General features: G+C 39.4%; 15 protein-coding genes and 3 tRNA genes. 12 read left to right on the forward strand and 6 right to left on the reverse strand.

Annotated features, from left to right (window positions below):
• Positions 1 to 214 precede the first annotated feature (214 nt).
• A complete protein-coding gene (locus ARA78_RS08565; protein WP_055280374.1) occupies positions 215 to 1,306 on the reverse strand; it encodes a PTS transporter subunit IIC in 1,092 nt (363 codons plus the stop codon).
• A 35-nt stretch (positions 1,307 to 1,341) separates the two neighbouring features.
• Complete coding sequence (locus ARA78_RS08570; RefSeq protein WP_055280375.1) at positions 1,342 to 2,856, reverse strand: aminoacyl-histidine dipeptidase; 1,515 nt, start codon at positions 2,854 to 2,856, stop codon at positions 1,342 to 1,344.
• A gap of 272 nt (positions 2,857 to 3,128) precedes the next feature.
• Here ARA78_RS08570 and ARA78_RS08575 point away from each other — a divergent pair, with 272 nt between their 5' ends.
• Both ARA78_RS08575 and ARA78_RS08580 read left to right on the forward strand, forming a co-directional pair.
• Positions 3,129 to 3,974: an Mrp/NBP35 family ATP-binding protein gene (locus ARA78_RS08575; protein ID WP_055280376.1), complete on the forward strand. Its 846-nt coding sequence runs from the start codon at positions 3,129 to 3,131 to the stop codon at positions 3,972 to 3,974.
• Positions 3,975 to 4,023: 49 nt separating this feature from the next.
• Positions 4,024 to 4,938 carry a radical SAM protein gene (locus ARA78_RS08580; protein ID WP_055280377.1) on the forward strand — a complete coding sequence of 305 codons (915 nt, stop codon included), beginning with the start codon at positions 4,024 to 4,026 and terminating at the stop codon, positions 4,936 to 4,938.
• A gap of 98 nt (positions 4,939 to 5,036) precedes the next feature.
• Here the strand turns inward: ARA78_RS08580 and ARA78_RS08585 are convergent.
• Both ARA78_RS08585 and ARA78_RS08590 read right to left on the reverse strand, forming a co-directional pair.
• Positions 5,037 to 5,109 (reverse strand) — tRNA-Lys (locus ARA78_RS08585).
• 172 nt (positions 5,110 to 5,281) lie between these two features.
• Positions 5,282 to 5,354, reverse strand: a tRNA-Lys gene (locus ARA78_RS08590).
• A 239-nt stretch (positions 5,355 to 5,593) separates the two neighbouring features.
• Between ARA78_RS08590 and trmB the strand changes: the two genes are divergently transcribed.
• From trmB to ARA78_RS08640, 10 genes are all read left to right on the forward strand, one after another.
• On the forward strand, positions 5,594 to 6,241 hold the full coding sequence (trmB, locus tag ARA78_RS08595; RefSeq protein ID WP_015534422.1) for a tRNA (guanosine(46)-N7)-methyltransferase TrmB: 648 nt from the start codon (positions 5,594 to 5,596) through the stop codon (positions 6,239 to 6,241).
• Positions 6,242 to 6,324: 83 nt separating this feature from the next.
• Entirely contained in the window at positions 6,325 to 7,455 is a 1,131-nt protein-coding gene (locus tag ARA78_RS08600) for an ATP-binding protein (RefSeq protein ID WP_055222374.1), read from the forward strand.
• Between the two features lie 138 nt (positions 7,456 to 7,593).
• Positions 7,594 to 9,285 (forward strand): arginine--tRNA ligase, encoded by a 1,692-nt coding sequence (gene argS / locus ARA78_RS08605; RefSeq protein WP_055222373.1) that lies wholly within the window; start codon positions 7,594 to 7,596, stop codon positions 9,283 to 9,285.
• Between the two features lie 1,349 nt (positions 9,286 to 10,634).
• Positions 10,635 to 11,405 (forward strand): ParA family protein, encoded by a 771-nt coding sequence (locus ARA78_RS08610; RefSeq protein ID WP_022217394.1) that lies wholly within the window; start codon positions 10,635 to 10,637, stop codon positions 11,403 to 11,405.
• A gap of 12 nt (positions 11,406 to 11,417) precedes the next feature.
• Entirely contained in the window at positions 11,418 to 12,386 is a 969-nt protein-coding gene (locus ARA78_RS08615; protein ID WP_055280378.1) for a ParB/RepB/Spo0J family partition protein, read from the forward strand.
• A 49-nt stretch (positions 12,387 to 12,435) separates the two neighbouring features.
• Positions 12,436 to 12,966, forward strand: coding sequence for a DUF4446 family protein (locus ARA78_RS08620; RefSeq protein WP_022217392.1), 531 nt, complete (start codon positions 12,436 to 12,438; stop codon positions 12,964 to 12,966).
• Positions 12,967 to 13,239: 273 nt separating this feature from the next.
• Complete coding sequence (gene serS, locus ARA78_RS08625) at positions 13,240 to 14,532, forward strand: serine--tRNA ligase (RefSeq protein WP_055145972.1); 1,293 nt, start codon at positions 13,240 to 13,242, stop codon at positions 14,530 to 14,532.
• 38 nt (positions 14,533 to 14,570) lie between these two features.
• Positions 14,571 to 15,443 carry a DUF3881 family protein gene (locus tag ARA78_RS08630; RefSeq protein WP_055272021.1) on the forward strand — a complete coding sequence of 291 codons (873 nt, stop codon included), beginning with the start codon at positions 14,571 to 14,573 and terminating at the stop codon, positions 15,441 to 15,443.
• A gap of 37 nt (positions 15,444 to 15,480) precedes the next feature.
• Positions 15,481 to 15,554 (forward strand) — tRNA-Arg (locus tag ARA78_RS08635).
• Positions 15,555 to 15,592: 38 nt separating this feature from the next.
• Positions 15,593 to 16,555 carry a 3'-5' exonuclease gene (locus ARA78_RS08640; RefSeq protein ID WP_022217390.1) on the forward strand — a complete coding sequence of 321 codons (963 nt, stop codon included), beginning with the start codon at positions 15,593 to 15,595 and terminating at the stop codon, positions 16,553 to 16,555.
• 35 nt (positions 16,556 to 16,590) lie between these two features.
• Here ARA78_RS08640 and rsmG read toward each other — a convergent pair whose 3' ends face one another.
• Together rsmG and mnmG are read right to left on the reverse strand one after the other, a co-directional pair.
• Entirely contained in the window at positions 16,591 to 17,298 is a 708-nt protein-coding gene (gene rsmG, locus ARA78_RS08645; RefSeq protein WP_015534426.1) for a 16S rRNA (guanine(527)-N(7))-methyltransferase RsmG, read from the reverse strand.
• A gap of 45 nt (positions 17,299 to 17,343) precedes the next feature.
• Positions 17,344 to 19,224, reverse strand: coding sequence for a tRNA uridine-5-carboxymethylaminomethyl(34) synthesis enzyme MnmG (mnmG, locus tag ARA78_RS08650; protein ID WP_022217389.1), 1,881 nt, complete (start codon positions 19,222 to 19,224; stop codon positions 17,344 to 17,346).
• Positions 19,225 to 19,257 lie beyond the last annotated feature (33 nt).

Consider the following 19,257-nt stretch of genomic DNA (forward strand, 5'->3'; position numbering starts at 1 on the left):
ATATTTTGTATCTTTTTCCTTCTGAATCACCCATTTTAGGAAAATATTATCTCCTTTTCCATATAAAAAGGCCCGAAAGACACAAAATCTGTAAATTTGTATCTTTCGAGCCAATTTCAATCTTATTTGCGAAAATATTGTATCTTTTCTGTTGTAATCTGCCTGATGGAAACAATTTTGAGATAATTTTCTTCCACCGGATTTCAGCCAATCTTTATGATAAAGTCATATCTCCATCCTTAACCCAGCCGAGTTTTCTCACCACCATGTTGATGAGCGGGCAGAGAACTGCAGGAAGTACAAATGAGATTAGGATCAGACCAACCCAGTCCTTAGCTGTGACCGCTGTCTTGCTTCCCGCCTCGATATCATTCATCCAGCCTGTGTATACTCCGATCTGTCCAACCAGACCACATGTACCCATACCTGATGATACAGGAGTTCCATTCATCTGAAGCTTGAACAGACATGTTGCAAGAGGACCTGTGATCGCAGAGGTAACTATAGGTGCGATCCAGATTCTCGGATTCTTGATGATGTTACCCATCTGGAGCATTGATGTTCCGATTCCCTGTGAAACAAGGCCACCCCATTTATTCTCTCTGAATGACATAACTGCAAATCCAACCATCTGCGCACAACATCCCGCCACAGCAGCACCGCCGGCCAGACCTGTAAGTCCGAATGCCGCACATATCGCAGCGGATGATATCGGAAGTGTAAGTGCCACACCGACGAGAACTGATACCGCAATACCCATCCAGAACGGCTGAAGGTTTGTAGCCAGCATGATGAGATCTCCGACCTTCATGGCTATGGCACCGAGTGTAGGTGCAAGAAGTGCAGACACAGCCACACCACTTCCGATGGTAACCAGAGGTGTCACCAGTATGTCAATCTTTGTCTCCTTTGAGACAACCTTTCCAAGTTCAGTTGCAATAACTGCAATAAAATAAACTGCCAGCGGGCCTCCTGCGCCGCCCAAGGCATTTGCCGCAAATCCAACTGTTATCAGTGAGAACAATACGAGCTGTGGTGCCTTAAGAGCATATCCTATAGCCACCGCCATCGCAGGTCCTGCCATAGCAGATGCGAGACCTCCAACTGTATAATCTGTTCCATTCACGGTCGCAACAACCGCTTTAAGAAATGGCACACCAAACTGATTGCCAAGTGTGTTCAGGATAGTTCCGATAAGCAGAGTACAGAACAATCCCTGTGCCATGGCACCGAGAGCATCTATTCCGTATCTCTTGACACTGAACACGATGTCTTTCTTCTTCAAGAATCCTTTTACCTTTTCCATCATTTTTCTCCTTATTGAAATTATATTGCTGTCAATTACTTCAATTTCTCAAGTATACCCAGTGTATACCTCCATGTTCTCTGTACACTGGCAACATCCATAGACTCTCTGCTGGTATGGATATTTTTCATATCCGGGCCAAATGATACGCAGTCCAGACCAGGCAGCTTACCGGCAAAAAGACCACACTCCACTCCGGCGTGAATCGCCTGTATAACAGGCTTTCTTCCATACTGCTCTTCAAACACATCCACCATAATATCTCTGAGAGGAGAATCACGTCTGTACTCCCATGCAGGATAATCCCCCTGCACTTCCAGACTTCCACCAGCCGAGACAGATACACATCGGAGCTGATCTATCAGATTTTCCTTTTCAGACTGTACACTGCTTCTTACTGAAAAGCTTGCTGTGACCTCATCCTCAGTTGTATTCAATATTCCAAAATTCAGCGATGTCTGCACAAGCCCTTCTATATCATTGCTCATCTTCTGAATTCCATTTGGCATCATCATAAGACTCCTGATAACTATATCCGATGACTTTTCTGTCATAACTCTGTTGATCATGGTTCTACCATACATATCGTTCTGCACATCATCCGCGTTATTATATGAACCCAGATCATCTGACAGATCCGTTTCTACTTTCACTACAAGCTCTGGATCAGTATTTCCAAATTCATGCCTCAGAATCTTCTCATTCTTTTCCGCAGATTTTACAAAGTTATCCACATCCTCCGGATCAATACCCACATATGCCTCCGCCTTGTTAGGTATTGCATTGTCCTTAAGACCGCCCTTTATAGATATCAGTCTGTATGGAACATCCCTTCCTATATTATATAGAAGTCTTGCAAGCTGCTTGTCGGCATTTGCCCTCTGTTTTATGATCTCCACGCCGGAATGTCCACCGGTAAGACCCTCTACAATAATTTTCACAACTAAATGATCATCTTCTGCATTCTCATATTCAACCGGAATATGGCACGTAGCACACGCACCTCCGGCACATGACACCAGCAGATACCCCTCATCCTCAGAATCCAGATTGAGCATGATCCGTGACTTAAGTGGACTACAGTCAATCGCCGCAGCTCCCAGCATTCCTATCTCCTCATCAACCGTAAATACACACTCAATCGGTGGATGTGGTATATCATCGGCATCCAGTATAGCCAGTGCAAATGCCACAGCTATCCCGTCATCTCCGCCAAGGGTGGTTCCATCAGCGGATATCACTCCGTCCTCAAGCACTAGTCTCAGTCCGTCCCGCTCAAAATCAATATCACAGTCAACATCTTTCTCACAGACCATATCCATATGTCCCTGCAGCATGACAGGGGCACTGTCCTCATACCCGGCAGTTCCGTCCTTGAATATGATCACATTGTTGCTCTCATCCTGTATATATCTCAGATTTTTGTCTATGGCAAACTTCACCAGATAATCACTTATCTTCTTTGTATCCGACGATCCGTGTGGAATCCCGCATATCTCCTCAAAGAAACGAAAAACTCCATATGGCTCGATATTTGATAAAACTCCCATGCTATATTCTCCTTTTTATAGTATTTTTCATGCCCAATTACTTTATTAGAATACTTTCTATCAGGTATTTCATTTCAACTCTACAATCCGTATATTATCATGTCTCTGATTATATATTTGACACCCGTCAATTTCAACTCACCTCTCAAATTTCATAGTACCTGCCTTCGTTGACTTTGTAACCTCTTAATGATATATATTAATCAAATGCGTAACTTACGCATACAACACAGATTGCACAGACATCCATGTGCAGTAGATTGGAGAGTATCATGTCAGAGAATTGTACACACAACTGCAGTACCTGTGACCAGAGCTGTTCCAGCAGAACAGAACCACAGAGTCTTATCATAGAGCCACATCCAGGTTCGCATATAAAGCATATTATTGCCGTGGTCAGCGGCAAAGGAGGAGTCGGCAAATCCTCAGTAACCTGTCAGCTCGCCGTTCTCATGCAGCGCATGGGTTACAAGACAGCCATACTTGACGCAGATATCACAGGACCTTCTATTCCAAAGGCATTTGGCATACATAAGACACCAGAGGCAGAAGGAGATTTCCTGTATCCCGATGAGACGGAAACAGGAATCAAGATCATGTCTGTGAATCTTCTTCTGGACGACGAGACAACACCTGTCCTCTGGAGAGGACCTATCATAGCGGGAACAGTCAAGCAGTTCTACTCAGACATCATCTGGGGAGACATAGACTATATGTTCATCGACTGTCCTCCTGGAACCGGCGACGTGCCACTTACCATATTCCAGTCCATCCCTATAGATGGAGTTGTGGTAGTTACCACCCCTCAGGATCTCGTATCTGTCATCGTTGGAAAGGCTGTTCACATGGCAGACAGCATGAATATCCCTGTCATTGGTATGATAGAGAATATGTCATATTTCATTTGTCCTGACTGCAATAACAAGCACTATATATTTGGCAAGAGCCAGCTTGAGCAGGTCATAAGAGACCTGTATATAGGGCACGCGATCCGTCTGCCTATCAATCCTTCCCTTGCGGGGCTTATGGATAGGGGTGAGATAGAGCACATGGAAGCAAATGCTGATCTTCAGGAATTTGCTGATCTCATAAGCACATTTGACCCTGACAAATACTAATTCACCTGTCAGTTAATAACAATTATCATCTATTTTGGAGGTAAATAATATGGATATCCGGCACATCCTGAACAACTGCATATTGTGTCCAAGAAAATGCGGTGTAGACCGTACATCCGGTCACACAGGTGCCTGCCATATGACAGACACAGTCAGGGTGAGCCGTGCAGCACTACACATGTGGGAAGAGCCATGTATATCCGGAGAGAACGGTTCAGGTGCCGTATTTTTCTCCGGATGTGCACTTGGATGCTGCTTCTGCCAGAATAAAGCCATATCCGGAGGCAAGGCTGGCAAGGATATATCCATATCAAGGCTGTGCAACATTTTCTTTGAGCTTCAGGATAAGGGTGCCAACAACATCAATCTTGTCACACCGGATCACTATATACCACAGATCATATCAGCTATAGACATGGCGAGATCACGGAACTTCAAGCTTCCATTTGTATATAACTGCAGTGGTTATGAAACGGCCGAGATGATACAGCTACTTGATGGATATATAGACGTGTATCTTCCTGATTTCAAATTCATGTCACCGGATCTGTCCGCAAAATACAGTAATGCTCCAGACTATCCTGAACATGCCAAAGCCTCCATATCTGAGATGGTCAGACAATGCGGAGGAGACCAGACCCGCTTTGATGACGACGGAATTATGCAGAGAGGTGTTATCGTCCGTCATCTGCAGCTTCCTGATCATCTGGATGATTCCAAGTCAATAATCACATATCTATATAACACATACAAAGATTCAATATATATAAGCATCATGAACCAGTACACCCCTATGCCGGGAATTGAGAATAGATTTCCAGAGCTTGGCAGAACTATAACTCCTTCTGAATACGATGAGCTTGTGGATTATGCCATTGATATCGGCGTTGAAAATGGATTTATACAGGAGGGTGAGACAGCAAAAGAGAGCTTCATTCCAGCATTCGATAACGAAGGCGTGTAACCCACACATCTTCAAATAAGGAAATAAATAAAAGGCCATGGATTTTTGCACAAAAAAATGGACCAGCCACAACATATTGCAGTCAATCCATCTTGTAGTGGGCCGCCGGGGGCTCGAACCCCGCACACCCTGATTAAGAGTCAGGTGCTCTACCAAATGAGCTAGCGGCCCGTATTTATTTGTTATGTTCGTCACAACAGAATAGATTATATATCAGTTCTGAGAATAATGCAAGTGTTTTTCTCATTTTTTTCAACTTTTCTGACATCCAGCAAATGATTTCAAACTGAGTGACAAAAAAATGGACCAGCCACAATTATATTGCAGTCAATCCACCTTGTAGTGGGCCGCCGGGGGCTCGAACCCCGCACACCCTGATTAAGAGTCAGGTGCTCTACCAAATGAGCTAGCGGCCCGTATTTATCATGTTGTGTTCGTCACAACAGATTAGAGTATACATTAGTTCTTTTTATAATGCAAGTGTTTTTTTCAACTTTTTTCATTTTTATTTGTTCGGTATTACTCTGCTCCTATCCCATACCAAAATTACCAGTTATATATATTGTTTGAATATCATTTTCGCCTATGTTATTATTATAAGGTATGACTTTTTCAATAAAAAGAAGATTTTTACAATAAATAGATGGAGATTACTATGAGACTGAGAAATGTAAAAGGATCAAGAGAGACTATCGCAGCAAATGACTATGTAGTGCACAATGAAACAGGCATGAAGGGGCATTGGCATGAGTTATTTGACAATGATAACCCTATACATATTGAGATAGGCATGGGCAAGGGACAGTTTATCATGGAGCTTGCAAGACGCAATCCTGATATCAATTACATAGGCATAGAGAAGTATTCAAGTGTCCTGGTGCGTGCCCTTGAGAAAAGAGAGCTTGAACCTGAGATGACGAATCTCTACTTTATAAGAATGGATGCCGAATATATAACTGACGTATTCGATACAAATGAAGTAGATAGAATATATCTCAATTTCTCGGACCCATGGCCAAAGGACAGGCATGCCAAGAGACGTCTCACATCTACACATTTTCTTGGTCTGTATGATCAGCTCCTCGCCCCTGAGGGAAGAGTTATATTTAAGACTGATAACAGAGGTCTCTTTGATTTCTCTCTGGAACAGGTTCCCGAGGCAGGATGGATCCTTGAGAACTACACATATGACCTTCACAATTCAGAATACAACGAAGGCAACATCATGACCGAGTATGAGACCAAATTCTCAGCAATGGGAACACCTATCAACAGACTCGTCGCATACAGAGAAAAGAAATAAACGTTGATTTTGCATTTGTTGACACACAGTTTTTGGTATACTACAATGAAGATTACAGCAAATTTATGGAAAGGAGTTTCATCATGGATACATCTTCTATAGAAAGTCTCAAATTGGTGCGCAAGACCAATCAGGATCTGTTGAATTTCTTCAATGATTCATATATCAGCAAGCTTGAGCAGGTTCAGTCACTCAAAACTGAAGATTTTGAACTCAAGGCAAAAATAGACCAGCTTATAAAGACATTAGATGTATACTCCTTCAAGACAAGCACTGGTCACAATGTATTTTCACCATTCTCAGTAGACACCACCTCACAGCAGGAAAAGGCTACTCAGATAGAGCTTCAGTTAAAAGAGCTTCAGGATATGCAGCAGACTCTTCATCTTCAGATCAAAGAGGACGAAGAAGAAACCGCATTGCTTAAGAAGCGTATAACTGATTTATCCACCTCCAACAGACATATAGATGATCTTCTGACGGAGGTGACTGAGGAAGTATCTACTATTAATAATGAAGATACAACAGAAACAGGCGGACCAGATACTGATTCCCTGACAGCAGCGGATCACGGAAAAAATATCCTCAGATTGTACCAATATGAGAAAAAACAGCTTGCGGACAGGATTCAATCCGACATCACAGATGTTCTTGACTCCAATTCACACAAGCTGGATGTACTGTCCTGGCTTATAAGATCAGATATCAACAGAGCTAAGGTCACACTCGAAGAGCTCACCTCATCAACGGCAAAACTTGCCGACCATGTAGATGAACTTGCCAATTCTCTCTCTGGAGAATCAGACAGCGAAGAGCCTGTATGGAATCATCTTGAGAAACTTTTCCAGGGTTACAGGGATGAACATCCTGAATGTGGCATATCATACGACATCAACTGTGCTGATTATGCCATGAATATTCCAGGTATTGTAGCTACATATCTTTTATCAATAACTAAAGATATTATGGACAACATATTTGTTCATTCAAATGCCAACAAGGTTTCAATCAAGATATATCTGAGCAGTAAGCTCATAGATGTATATATCAACGACAATGGCGTGGGTATAGACAACAATTATGATACCAACAGTCCATGGTACAGCAGTCTCCACAGAATCAAGGAGATCATATATCTGTTAAATGGAACTCTGAAGATCGATGGAGATTCAAAAACCGGAACAAATGTAAGATTTACTATTCCACTTGAATAATAACGTATCTGTTGAAAGACATATATTACTTAGTTTACAGGTTTGATATCTTAAAGTAACAAAGTGTTATATTGTGTATATGTTGTTTTATCAACACATATATATTTCGAATAAAATAAACATAAAAGGAACATTATCATGAAAGAAAAAATTGCACAGCTTATCTCAAATAACGTAGAAGGAATCGAAATGTCAGATATCATTGCTTCAATCGAGATTCCACCACGCCCTGATATGGGTGATTTTGCATTTCCTTGCTTCAGACTGGCAAAGGTGCTCAGAAAAGCCCCAAATATGATTGCAGCCGATATAAAGGAAGCCATAGGAGATGTAGATTTCATCGAGAAGATCGATGTAGCAGGTGCATACCTGAACTTCTATATCAAGAAAGATGTATTTGTAAAGACAATGATAGAGGCAGCCAACACAGATGACTTCGGCAAATCCGATATAGGCGAGGGACAGACCATATGTATTGACTACTCATCTCCTAACGTTGCAAAGAATTTCCACGTTGGCCATCTCAGAACTACAATAATCGGTAACTCTCTTTACAAGATTCATTCCAAGCTTGGATACAATGTTGTAAGAATAAATCACCTTGGCGATTGGGGCACACAGTTTGGTAAGCTTATCGTAGCTTACAAGGCATGGGGTTCAAAGGAAGCTGTTGAGAAGGATGGAATCTCAGAGCTCATGAAGCTGTATGTGAAGTTCCATGAAGAGGCTGACAAGAATCCAGAGCTTGTTGACGAGGCAAGAGCATGGTTCAACAAGATGGAAAATGGAGACGAGGAAGCACTCAGCATATGGCAGTGGTTCAAGGATATAAGTCTTGTTGAATACAAGAGAACATACAACCTCCTCGGAATGGATTTCGACTACTATCTTGGAGAGAGTTTCTATAGAGACAAGTGCCAGGCTGTTGTGGACAAGGTTAAGGCTGCCGGTCTTCTGAAGGAGAGCGAAGGTGCTATGATCGTTGATCTCTCAGATTACGATATGGCTCCATGTATCATAACCAAGAAAGACGGAAGCTCAATATACGCAACAAGAGATCTTGCTGCTATATTCTATAGAAAAGACACATATCACTTCTCAAAGTGCTTATATGTAACCGGTCAGGAGCAGAAACTTCATTTTGCACAGGTATTCAAGGTAGTTGAGCTTCTTGGAAACGAATGGGCAAAGGATCAGCTTGTTCACATTCCTTATGGTCTTGTAAGTCTTGAGGGAGCAAAGCTTTCTACCAGAAGCGGTAATATCATATACGCAGAGGATATTCTGAAGGATGCCATTGCAAAGAGTCTTGAGATAATCACCGAAAAGAGCCCAAATCTTCCAAACAAGGAGGATGTAGCCAAGAAAGTTGGTGTTGGTGCTGTTCTTTTCAATGACTTATATAACCAGAGAATCAAGGATGTATCATTTAGCTGGGATAAGGTTCTCAACTTTGATGGTGAGACAGGTCCTTATGTTCAGTATACACATGCAAGATGCTGCAGCGTTGTAAGACTTGCTGAGTCATTCGATCCATCAAAACCGGTTAACTACAGTCTCATTACAGAGCAGGATGCCATAGAGTTATTAAAAGAGATCAACAGATTCCCATCTGTGATCAAGGATGCTGCTGATAAGTATGAGCCATCTGTTGTAGCAAGATATGCAGTTGATGTTGCTCAGGCATTTAACAAGTTCTATAACTCAACAAGAATCAATGTAGATGATGTTGAGCTCAAGAATGCAAGAGTTATGCTCACATATCTCACTAAGAATACAATATCTGAGGCACTTAACCTCCTTGGAATTGAAGCTCCAGAGGCAATGTAATCAGTGTTTCTTCTATATTAATATATGACCATATAACCTGGTTAAAGAAAAAGAGAATGTTTCACGTGAAACATTCTCTTTTTCTCATATATCTCCAGGAACCATTTTAAATTATATTGTCATAGATATTATTGTTTTTGATACTTTTCTCTAAATAATATTACTCATGATATTTCTGTTCTGAATATTCTTATCTGGCTGTCATTATTCGGAATATTATTGTTCTAAGTATTATCGTTCTGAGTATTATCGTTCTGAATATTCCATTCTGAATATTTCATTCTGAATATTGTCTTCTAAACACTATCTTCCAGACATCATTGTTTCGAAATTATTATCCTAGATAATTTTGTTCTGAATATCTTTACTTCAGGTATTTTTTCTTATATCTGAATATTTTTAGGTATTCTTCTCTTGTTTTTCTAAGTTTTACAATTTCTTTGTGAAGAAATTGTTTATTACAATAACAAAATCATATTTCTAACCATATTACGTATTATATAATCTCTTCTGTTCTATTCCTTTATATACTTCTATATTCTACATTGCGTTTTTATGAATACAGAATCTTTAAAGCTGTTAATTAATAAATTATATGGTGATTTAAATAATTTCAATAAATAGATCATTTGTATATTTAATTTTGCTTTAATATTATATATATTTGAATGTTTCACGTGAAACTTTATGATAAACGTATTTCAACTCAAACTTCAGATATCGCATACATTTGTTTTCTACACTTATAAATCTTTTACATCTTGTTTGTTGTTTCTGCTACATTATTATTCATTTACATTATTACAAAGTATTTTACAACTCAATTATCACTCCATGAACTACTTTTCTGATTTATTTGATAATATTCATGTTTCACGTGAAACATTTTCATCATTACATATAATATTTATATGTCTAAGTAATCCACATATAATAATTGTACTTTCTTGTCTATTATTCTGATTTTTCAAAGAATTTCCAGAACTTTCAAGCATAGTCAATACTTTACTTGCCTTTTTAACCATTAATTCAATTATAAAATGTTTCACGTGAAACTTTACCCATATAACGAATACAAAACATGCACCCACTGTTTATCAGATTTTACACAGTTTAATTGCCACTTTGTATACGATATTATCCATTCATTAGATAATAGAATGTTTCACGTGAAACATTTTATTAAACATCATATTTTTTCTGTATTTTGTAGAATTAGCACTTTATAAGTGCTATAATAGACAAGCACTATTTATAACATAAAATATCATCATATTTTATCTATATTAAATAAGCAAACAACAATGTTTCACGTGAAACATTCTTTTTTTGAATGAAAAGGAGACAAAATGGGCAGAATTATAGCGATTGCTAACCAGAAAGGTGGCGTTGGCAAGACAACAACAGCCATAAACCTTGCCGCATGTCTGGCAGCAAAGGGTAAAAAGGTTCTGGCCGTTGATATGGATCCACAGGGCAATATGACAAGTGGATTAGGTGTAGACAGGGATTCTCTTGAATACACAGTCTATGATATGTTGAGAAATGAGTGCAACATAGGAGAATGTATGCTCATAAACGTATATCCTGGTCTTAATCTCATTCCTGCCAACAGAGAACTGGCAGGTGCTGAGGTTGAATTTGTCGGAATGGAGGATATGCAGCACATTCTTAAGACACATATCAAGAAGGTAAAGAACAAATTTGATTACGTTATCATTGATTGTCCTCCTGCACTTGGAATGCTTACTGTAAATGCTCTTACAGCAGCAAATACGGTACTTGTACCTATTCAATGTGAATTTTTCGCACTGGATGGTCTCTCACAGTTGGTATACACTATCGAACTGATAAGAAAAAATCTGAACAGACTTCTTACTATAGAAGGTGTTGTATTTACAATGTTTGACTCAAGAACCAATTTATCAGTTCAGGTTGTTGAAAATGTAAAAGAAAACCTCAAACAACACATATACAACACAGTTATACCGAGAAATGTCAGACTTGCTGAAGCGCCAAGTTACGGAATGCCAATAATTGAGTATGATCCAAGATCAGCCGGAGCTGAGCATTATATGATGTTGGCAGATGAAGTTATAGAAAATGACTACTATAGATAATGGAGGGCTAATATGGCACAGAAAAAAGGGTTAGGAAGAGGTTTGAACGACCTTTTAGGCACTTCAGAGGCTTCAAAGCCGTCCCGAAGTAGAAATAATCAGCAAAACTCCTCTGAAAACACAAGTAAAGAGGTAAAAACAGTAACCAAAGAGGTTGTGAAGGAAGTTGTAAAAGAGGTTGAACAGAAGATTAAGATCAATCTCATTGAGCCAAATAAGTCACAGCCAAGAAAACAGTTTGATGAAGAGGCATTACAGGAATTATCTGATTCCATTAAGAAATATGGTGTTCTTGAGCCTCTGATTGTCACTAAAAAAGGCGATTATTATGAGATAATTGCAGGTGAAAGACGTTGGAGAGCTGCCAGAATAGCAGGAATAAAGGAAGTTCCTGTAGTTATACGTGATTATACTGACAAAGAAATAATGGAGATTTCTCTTATAGAGAATATTCAGAGAGAAGATCTGAATCCAATTGAAGAAGCTGAGGCTTACGAAGCTCTTATATCGGAATATAATCTCAAGCAGGAAGAAGTTGCAGAGAGAGTATCAAAAAGCAGATCAACAATAACCAATTCTCTCCGACTTCTGAAGCTTTGCGAGGATGTAAGACAGATGGTCATGTATAATATGATATCAACAGGACATGCCAGAGCACTTATTCCTATAGAAGATCCTAAATTACAGTACGAAACGGCTGCAATTGTATACGATCAGAAGCTCAGTGTTAGAGAAACAGAGGCATATGTAAAGGCAATTCTGGAGAAAAAGCCGGAAAAAGAGGAAAAACAGAAGCCTCAAAAGGATTTATCCGTCTTCTATTCTGATATAGAGAACAAATTAAAGTCAATTTTAGGTGCAAAGATAGCTATCAAGGCATCTAATAACGACAAAGGCAAAATTGAGATAAACTACTATTCTCAGGACGAGCTTGACCGAATAACAGAGATGCTTTACTCAATCAATAAAGAAATGATGTAGTAACCATCTGCATCATACATATGCACAATCAAGGAAGGACAATATTATAATGGAAAGTTCCATATTACAAAAAATAGGTATTGATCCTGCCTACATACTAATTGGTATGCTGGTTCTCATAATAGCCTTGTTTGTACTATTATTCATATTGATGGGCAATATTAAAAATAGAAACAAACAGATAAAAAGGCTGTTGAGCGGAACTCAGGCAGGTGATCTTGAAGATATTATCATGAAAAGATTCGCTGAGATGGATGCTGTAAAAAACAATTCCAAGCGACTCACAAAGGAACATAAGGAAATACAGAGTCATCTTTCAGCATGTGTCAGTAAAATTGGTCTTGTAAAGTATAATGCATTTGAAGGAATGGGTGGTAATCTAAGTTTTGCACTTGCTCTTCTGGATACAGAGAACAATGGTGTCGTACTCAACTGTATGCATACCAGAGAAGGCTGTTTTAACTATGCAAAAGAGATCATAGGTGGTGAAGCATATGTTGCACTGTCAGAAGAGGAAAAAGAGGCTATTGAACGAGCTAAAACCCTCGAGGATGAAATAGCTGAAAACAAACTAAAATAACCATATTTCAAAAAAATATTATACAAAACATGCAACGTACAAATGTGTATGAAACACATAAAATAGAAAAGCGTATAAAGCACAAAAGTATATAAAATACAAAAGCGTATAAAACAAAAAAGCGTATAAAACGTAAAATCGCTAAAACGATAAGAACAAGATTTATAAAATAAACAAGAAAATAAAAAGAACCAAAAACATGAAAATATATTATGTAGCTACATTATTATAATATATTTTCAAATAAATTTATATATTTAATAGGAGGATATCATGATTGATATTAAATTCTTAAGAGAAAACCCAGACGTAGTAAAACAGAATATAAAGAATAAATTCCAGAATGACAAACTTCCACTTGTCGATGAAGTAATAGAGCTTGACAAACAGGCTCGTGCTGCTCAGCAGGAAGCTGATACACTCAGAGCAAACAAAAATGCAATAGCAAAGCAGATCGGTGCTCTTATGGCTCAGGGAAAGAAGGAAGAGGCTGAGGAAGTTAAGAAGCAGGTTGCTGAGACATCAGCAAGACTCAAGGAGCTTGAAGCTTTAGAGCCTGAGCTCAAGGAGAAGGTTAAGAAGATCATGATGATAATTCCTAACATCATTGATCCATCAGTTCCTATAGGAAAGGATGACTCAGAGAATGTAGAGGTTCAGAAGTATGGTGAGCCTGTTGTTCCTGACTTTGAGATTCCTTATCATGCAGATATCATGGAGGCACTTGGAGGAATTGACCTCGATTCAGCAAGAAAAGTTGCAGGAAACGGCTTCTACTATCTCATGGGCGACATAGCAAGACTTCACTCTGCTATTATCTCATACGCAAGAGATTTCATGATAGACAGAGGATTCACATATTGTATTCCACCTTTCATGATCAGAAGCAACGTTGTCACAGGTGTTATGAGCTTTGCTGAGATGGATGCCATGATGTATAAGATTGAGGGTGAGGATCTGTATCTCATCGGAACTTCAGAGCACTCAATGATCGGTAAGTTCATCGACACTATAATTCCTGAGGATGAGCTTCCAAAGACTCTTACAAGCTACTCACCTTGCTTCAGAAAAGAGAAGGGTGCTCACGGAATTGAGGAGAGAGGTGTATACAGAATCCATCAGTTTGAGAAGCAGGAAATGATCGTTGTATGTAAGCCTGAGGACAGCAAGATGTGGTTTGACAAGCTGTGGCAGAACACAGTTGATCTCTTCAGATCAATGGATATCCCTGTAAGAACACTTGAGTGTTGTTCTGGAGATCTTGCAGATCTCAAGGTTAAGTCTGTAGATGTTGAGGCATGGTCACCTCGTCAGAAGAAATACTTCGAGGTTGGAAGCTGTTCAAACCTTGGCGATGCACAGGCAAGAAGACTTCAGATCAGAGTAAAGGGCGAGGATGGCAAGAAGTATCTCGCTCATACACTCAACAATACAGTTGTTGCTCCACCAAGAATGCTTATCGCTTTCCTTGAGAACAATCTCCAGGCTGACGGAAGAGTCAGAATTCCAGAGAAGCTTCGTCCATACATGGGTGGAAAAGAGTATCTTGAGAAGACAGGAAAGTAATAATATAAATAAAAACATACAACAAGGGAGGTGTCGGAATGCATAGTTTTCTTCCATCTATAGGCTTTACTAACATAAAAAACAGACAGCAGCTTGAACCTATATACAGGCAGATCCTTGAATCGCCTGACAGGAAATTTATATCAACTATAAGTGCTGACACCTGTCTTGTACAATTCAGCAAAGACTTTGGGGAGAGATTTGGAATATCGCTTGTAGGTGAAATGTCAAAGGATGGCTCAATATCCATTGAGTATTATTTTCCTTACGTCACATCAAAGCTTTTGACCGATGACGAAAATATATACGTTGAGAAATATTCTGACAAGAGAGCATATGCCGGTGTTAGCAGTGATTTCAGTCTTGGAATGACTCTTATTTTCTTCATAACCAACATAGCAGACTATGAAAAATCATTGTGGATGAACAGATCAAACAAGTACTTTTCAAAGGTGTATTTTTCCGGTCTGTCAGTAAATGGTATGATCATTCTTGATGTGGATGATCACAGTGATAAAAATACATCCTACGGCAATGCAAAGAGAAGTAAACTCATCGAGGCTGCAAAGAAGGGTGATCCGGACGCAATAGAAAGTCTTACTCTTGAAGATATGGACACCTATAACACCATTGGAAGAAGGACTCACAAAGAGGATGTTCTGTCCATAGTGAAATCAAGCTTCATGCCTGTCGGTATTGAGACTGATCACTACGCAGTTATAGGAACTATCACATCATATATCGAGACAACCAACAGCTATACAAATGAATCGATATATCTGATTGATGTAGAAAGCAATGATCTGACATTTACCGTAGCGATCAACAAAAACCATCTTCTGGGTGAACCTGCTCCGGGAAGAAGATTCAAGGGTGATGTGTGGCTTCAGGGGCATATAGTTAATCCTTGACTATAAACTCTATAAATGTTACACTTATAATTGATGTGCATCTGTAGCTCAGCAGGATAGAGCGTCCGCCTCCTAAGCGGAAGGTCGTGGGTTCGAATCCCGTCAGGTGCACTATTTTTCACTAATAAATTTTCTAAAGGGACATGACTATGAATTATATTGTTATGGATCTTGAATGGAATCAAAGCTACAATGGGCATATGGGTGAACATCCACGTATGCCTTTTGAAATTATAGAGATTGGTGCCGTTAAGGTAGATAAGAATCTCAACATCATTGACGAATACTCAAGTCTTATCAAACCAAAAATTTATAAGAAATTACATTCAAAGATCAGAACAATTCTGAACTATGATGAGGATGACCTGAGTCTCGGAAGAGGATTCAAGGAAGTCTGTTCAGAATTTCTTGACTGGTGTGGAAAAGATTACATATTCTGCACATGGGGACCTATGGACCTCACAGAGCTTCAGACTAATATGGACTTTTATTATATGGACAAGCTTCCTAGGCCACTTAAGTTTCTGAATCTCCAAAGTATATATGCAAGCGTTACGAATACCTCAGGAATACCTCAGAGTATGAGTAAACTTGAAAAAGCGGTCAGTGAGATGAATATTCCGGAAAATGAACCATTTCACACAGCTCTCAACGATGCAAGATACACCGCACTTGTTATGAAAGAGATGAAAGCCAAGAATATAAATCAGCTTTACAGCTTTGATCTCTATATAACACCTAAGAATAAAGAAGAAGAGATTGAAGTATCTCATAATAACCAGTACGAATATATCTCAAGGGGTTTCAGAAATAAACATGCAGCACTGGATGATGAAAAAGTAACTCAGATTCGTTGTTACAAATGCAGCAAGAAGGTCAAGACACATATTGACTGGTTTGCAAATAGTCCATCATCGTACATGTGTGTTGGAAAATGCTGGATGCATGGTTATTTTTGTGGCAAGATAAAATTCAAATCTGTAAACAATAACTATTATGTTCACAAGACAATAAAACCTATCGACAAACAGGGTATAGAGGCAATTAAACAAAAACAGGAAGATATTCGTGAAAAAAGAAAAGAAAAAAGACATATGAAATCTTCAAACTAAAAAATAAAACAGCCATTTGAGGCTGTTTTATTTTTTTATGCTATTGGCTTTTTAGCAGCTCCCGCTTTTCTCGGGTACTTGTTGTCTGTATTTGCAATCTTCTTTACAAACACAAAGCTTCTCTGGTTATTGGTCTCCGGTATATTCGTATTAAATATGTTCTCGACCTGTCCCCCAAGAATCCTGATTGCTTTCTTTCCATCCCGCATCTCTTCCGGCAAAGCATTTGACTTATAAGATACAAAATATCCACCCGGCTTGACAAATGGAATACACCATTCCGACAGAGTTGCAAGATTGGCAACTGCCCTGGATACAGCCAGATCATATTTTTCTCTATGCATCTCATCTCTGCCTCCATCCTCTGCTCTTGAATGAACAGTGTGGATATCCTGCAGTCCAAGTTCATCTATAACTTCATCGAGGAACTTTAATCTCTTATTCAACGAATCCATAAGTGTTATATTCAGCTCTGGAAAAGCAATCTTCAGAGGAATTCCCGGAAATCCTGCACCTGTACCAACATCTATAACGTCAATATTCTCATGAAGATCTTTATACTTTGAAAGAAGCAGACTGTCAGCAAAATGCTTTATTATTACATCTTCCTTTTCAGTTATGGCTGTAAGATTCATTACCTTATTCCACTCAACCAGAATATCATAATATTTTGAAAATTGTTCTATCTGCTTATCACTCAATTCCAGACCAAACTGTTTTGTTATGGAATTTAATCTGTCCATATTGTTCTCCTTCAACAAATTATTCTGAATAACTTCTATACCAGTTTAGTCTCTACCCTTCATCTTGAGATACACCAGCAATACTGATATATCAGCCGGAGAAACTCCTGATATTCTTGACGCCTGTCCAATATTTTCAGGTCTGATGAGAGACAGCTTCTGTCTGGCCTCGATTCTGAGATTTGATATATCATTATAGTCAATATCTGCCGGCAGCTTTTTCTTCTCCAGCTTCTTAAACTGATTTACCTGCTGATTCTGTCTGTCTATATATCCCTGATATTTTATGGTTATATTTATCTGTTCTATAACATCATCCGGAAGTTTGGTTCTTCCCTCATCTATTGGATCAATCGCCTCATATGACAGTTCCGGTCTTCTTATAAGTTCTGCAAGAGATGCAGCAGTCTTAAGTCCTGTACTTCCAAGATTCTCAAGGAACTTCTGTATGGTTGAATTTGCTCCAACCATGGTGCTCTCAAGTCTCTGTATCTCATCCATTATCTGTTGTCTCTTCTTTGTAAATGCAGCATATCTCTTGTCATCTATAAGACCGATCTCATGTCCGATCTCCGTGAGTCTCAGATCAGCGTTATCCTGTCTGAGAAGAAGTCTGTACTCAGCTCTGGATGTCATCATTCTGTATGGCTCCGATGTCTCTTTTGTGACAAGATCATCTATAAGAACTCCTATATATGCCTGTGATCTGTCAAGAACCACCGCTTCTTTGCCCTGTACTTTTCTGGCAGCATTGATTCCTGCCATTATACCCTGGGCTGCAGCCTCCTCATATCCTGAACTTCCATTTATCTGGCCGGCACCAAAAAGTCCTGATACACTCTTAAACTCCAGAGAAGGTTTTAAGTTAATGGCATTTATACAATCATACTCGATGGCATAAGCATTCCTTATTATCTTTGCATTCTCCAGTCCCTTCATGCTGTGTATCATCTCATACTGAACGTCCTCAGGAAGAGAGCTGCTCATTCCACCCATATACATCTCATTCGTATATTCACCCTCAGGCTCAATAAATATCTGATGTCTGGTCTTATCAGGGAATTTCGTAACCTTATCCTCAATGGAAGGGCAGTATCTTGGTCCTGTACCCTCGATCACGCCTGAAAACAGAGGTGATCTGTCTATATTATCTCTGATTATCTCATGTGTCTTCTCATTTGTGTAACAGAGCCAGCATGATATTTGATCACGTCTTATATCCGCCTCAGTATTTGTAAATGAGAATGGAACTATCTTCTCATCGCCCTTCTGTTCCTCCATCTGAGAAAAATCTATCGTTCTTTTATCCAGTCTGGCAGGGGTTCCCGTCTTAAATCTTCTTATCTCTATCCCTGCATTCTTCATGGAATCTGACAAATAATTAGCTGCCATAAGTCCATTAGGTCCGGTGTGATATACGACATCTCCGTATATACATCTCGCCTTGAGGTATGTTCCTGTACACAGAACCACAGCCTTTGCAAAATAAGTTGCTCCCGAATATGTCTTTACACCCTTAACCACATTATCCTCGATAATAATTTCCGACACCTCTGCCTGTCTCAATGTGAGATTATCCGTATTCTCAAGGGTGTGCTTCATGGTTCTGGAATAATTTGCCTTGTCTGCCTGGGCACGAAGAGAGTGAACCGCCGGACCCTTAGACGCATTGAGCATCTTTGACTGAATATACGTCTTGTCTATATTCTTGCCCATCTCTCCGCCAAGTGCATCTATTTCCCTTACCAGATGTCCCTTAGAGCTTCCTCCTACATTCGGATTACATGGCATCATGGCCACACTGTCCATACTCACCGTAAAAATAATAGTATTCAGACCAAGTCTTGCACTTGCAAGAGCTGCCTCACATCCTGCATGTCCTGCCCCCACAACTACCACATCATATTCTTCATTCAAAACAGGCATACAAATGTCCTCCTTCCAGTACCTTATATCCTG

It is taken from the genome of Coprococcus eutactus, assembly GCF_001404675.1.
Taxonomy (GTDB): Bacteria; Bacillota; Clostridia; order Lachnospirales; family Lachnospiraceae; genus Coprococcus; species Coprococcus aceti.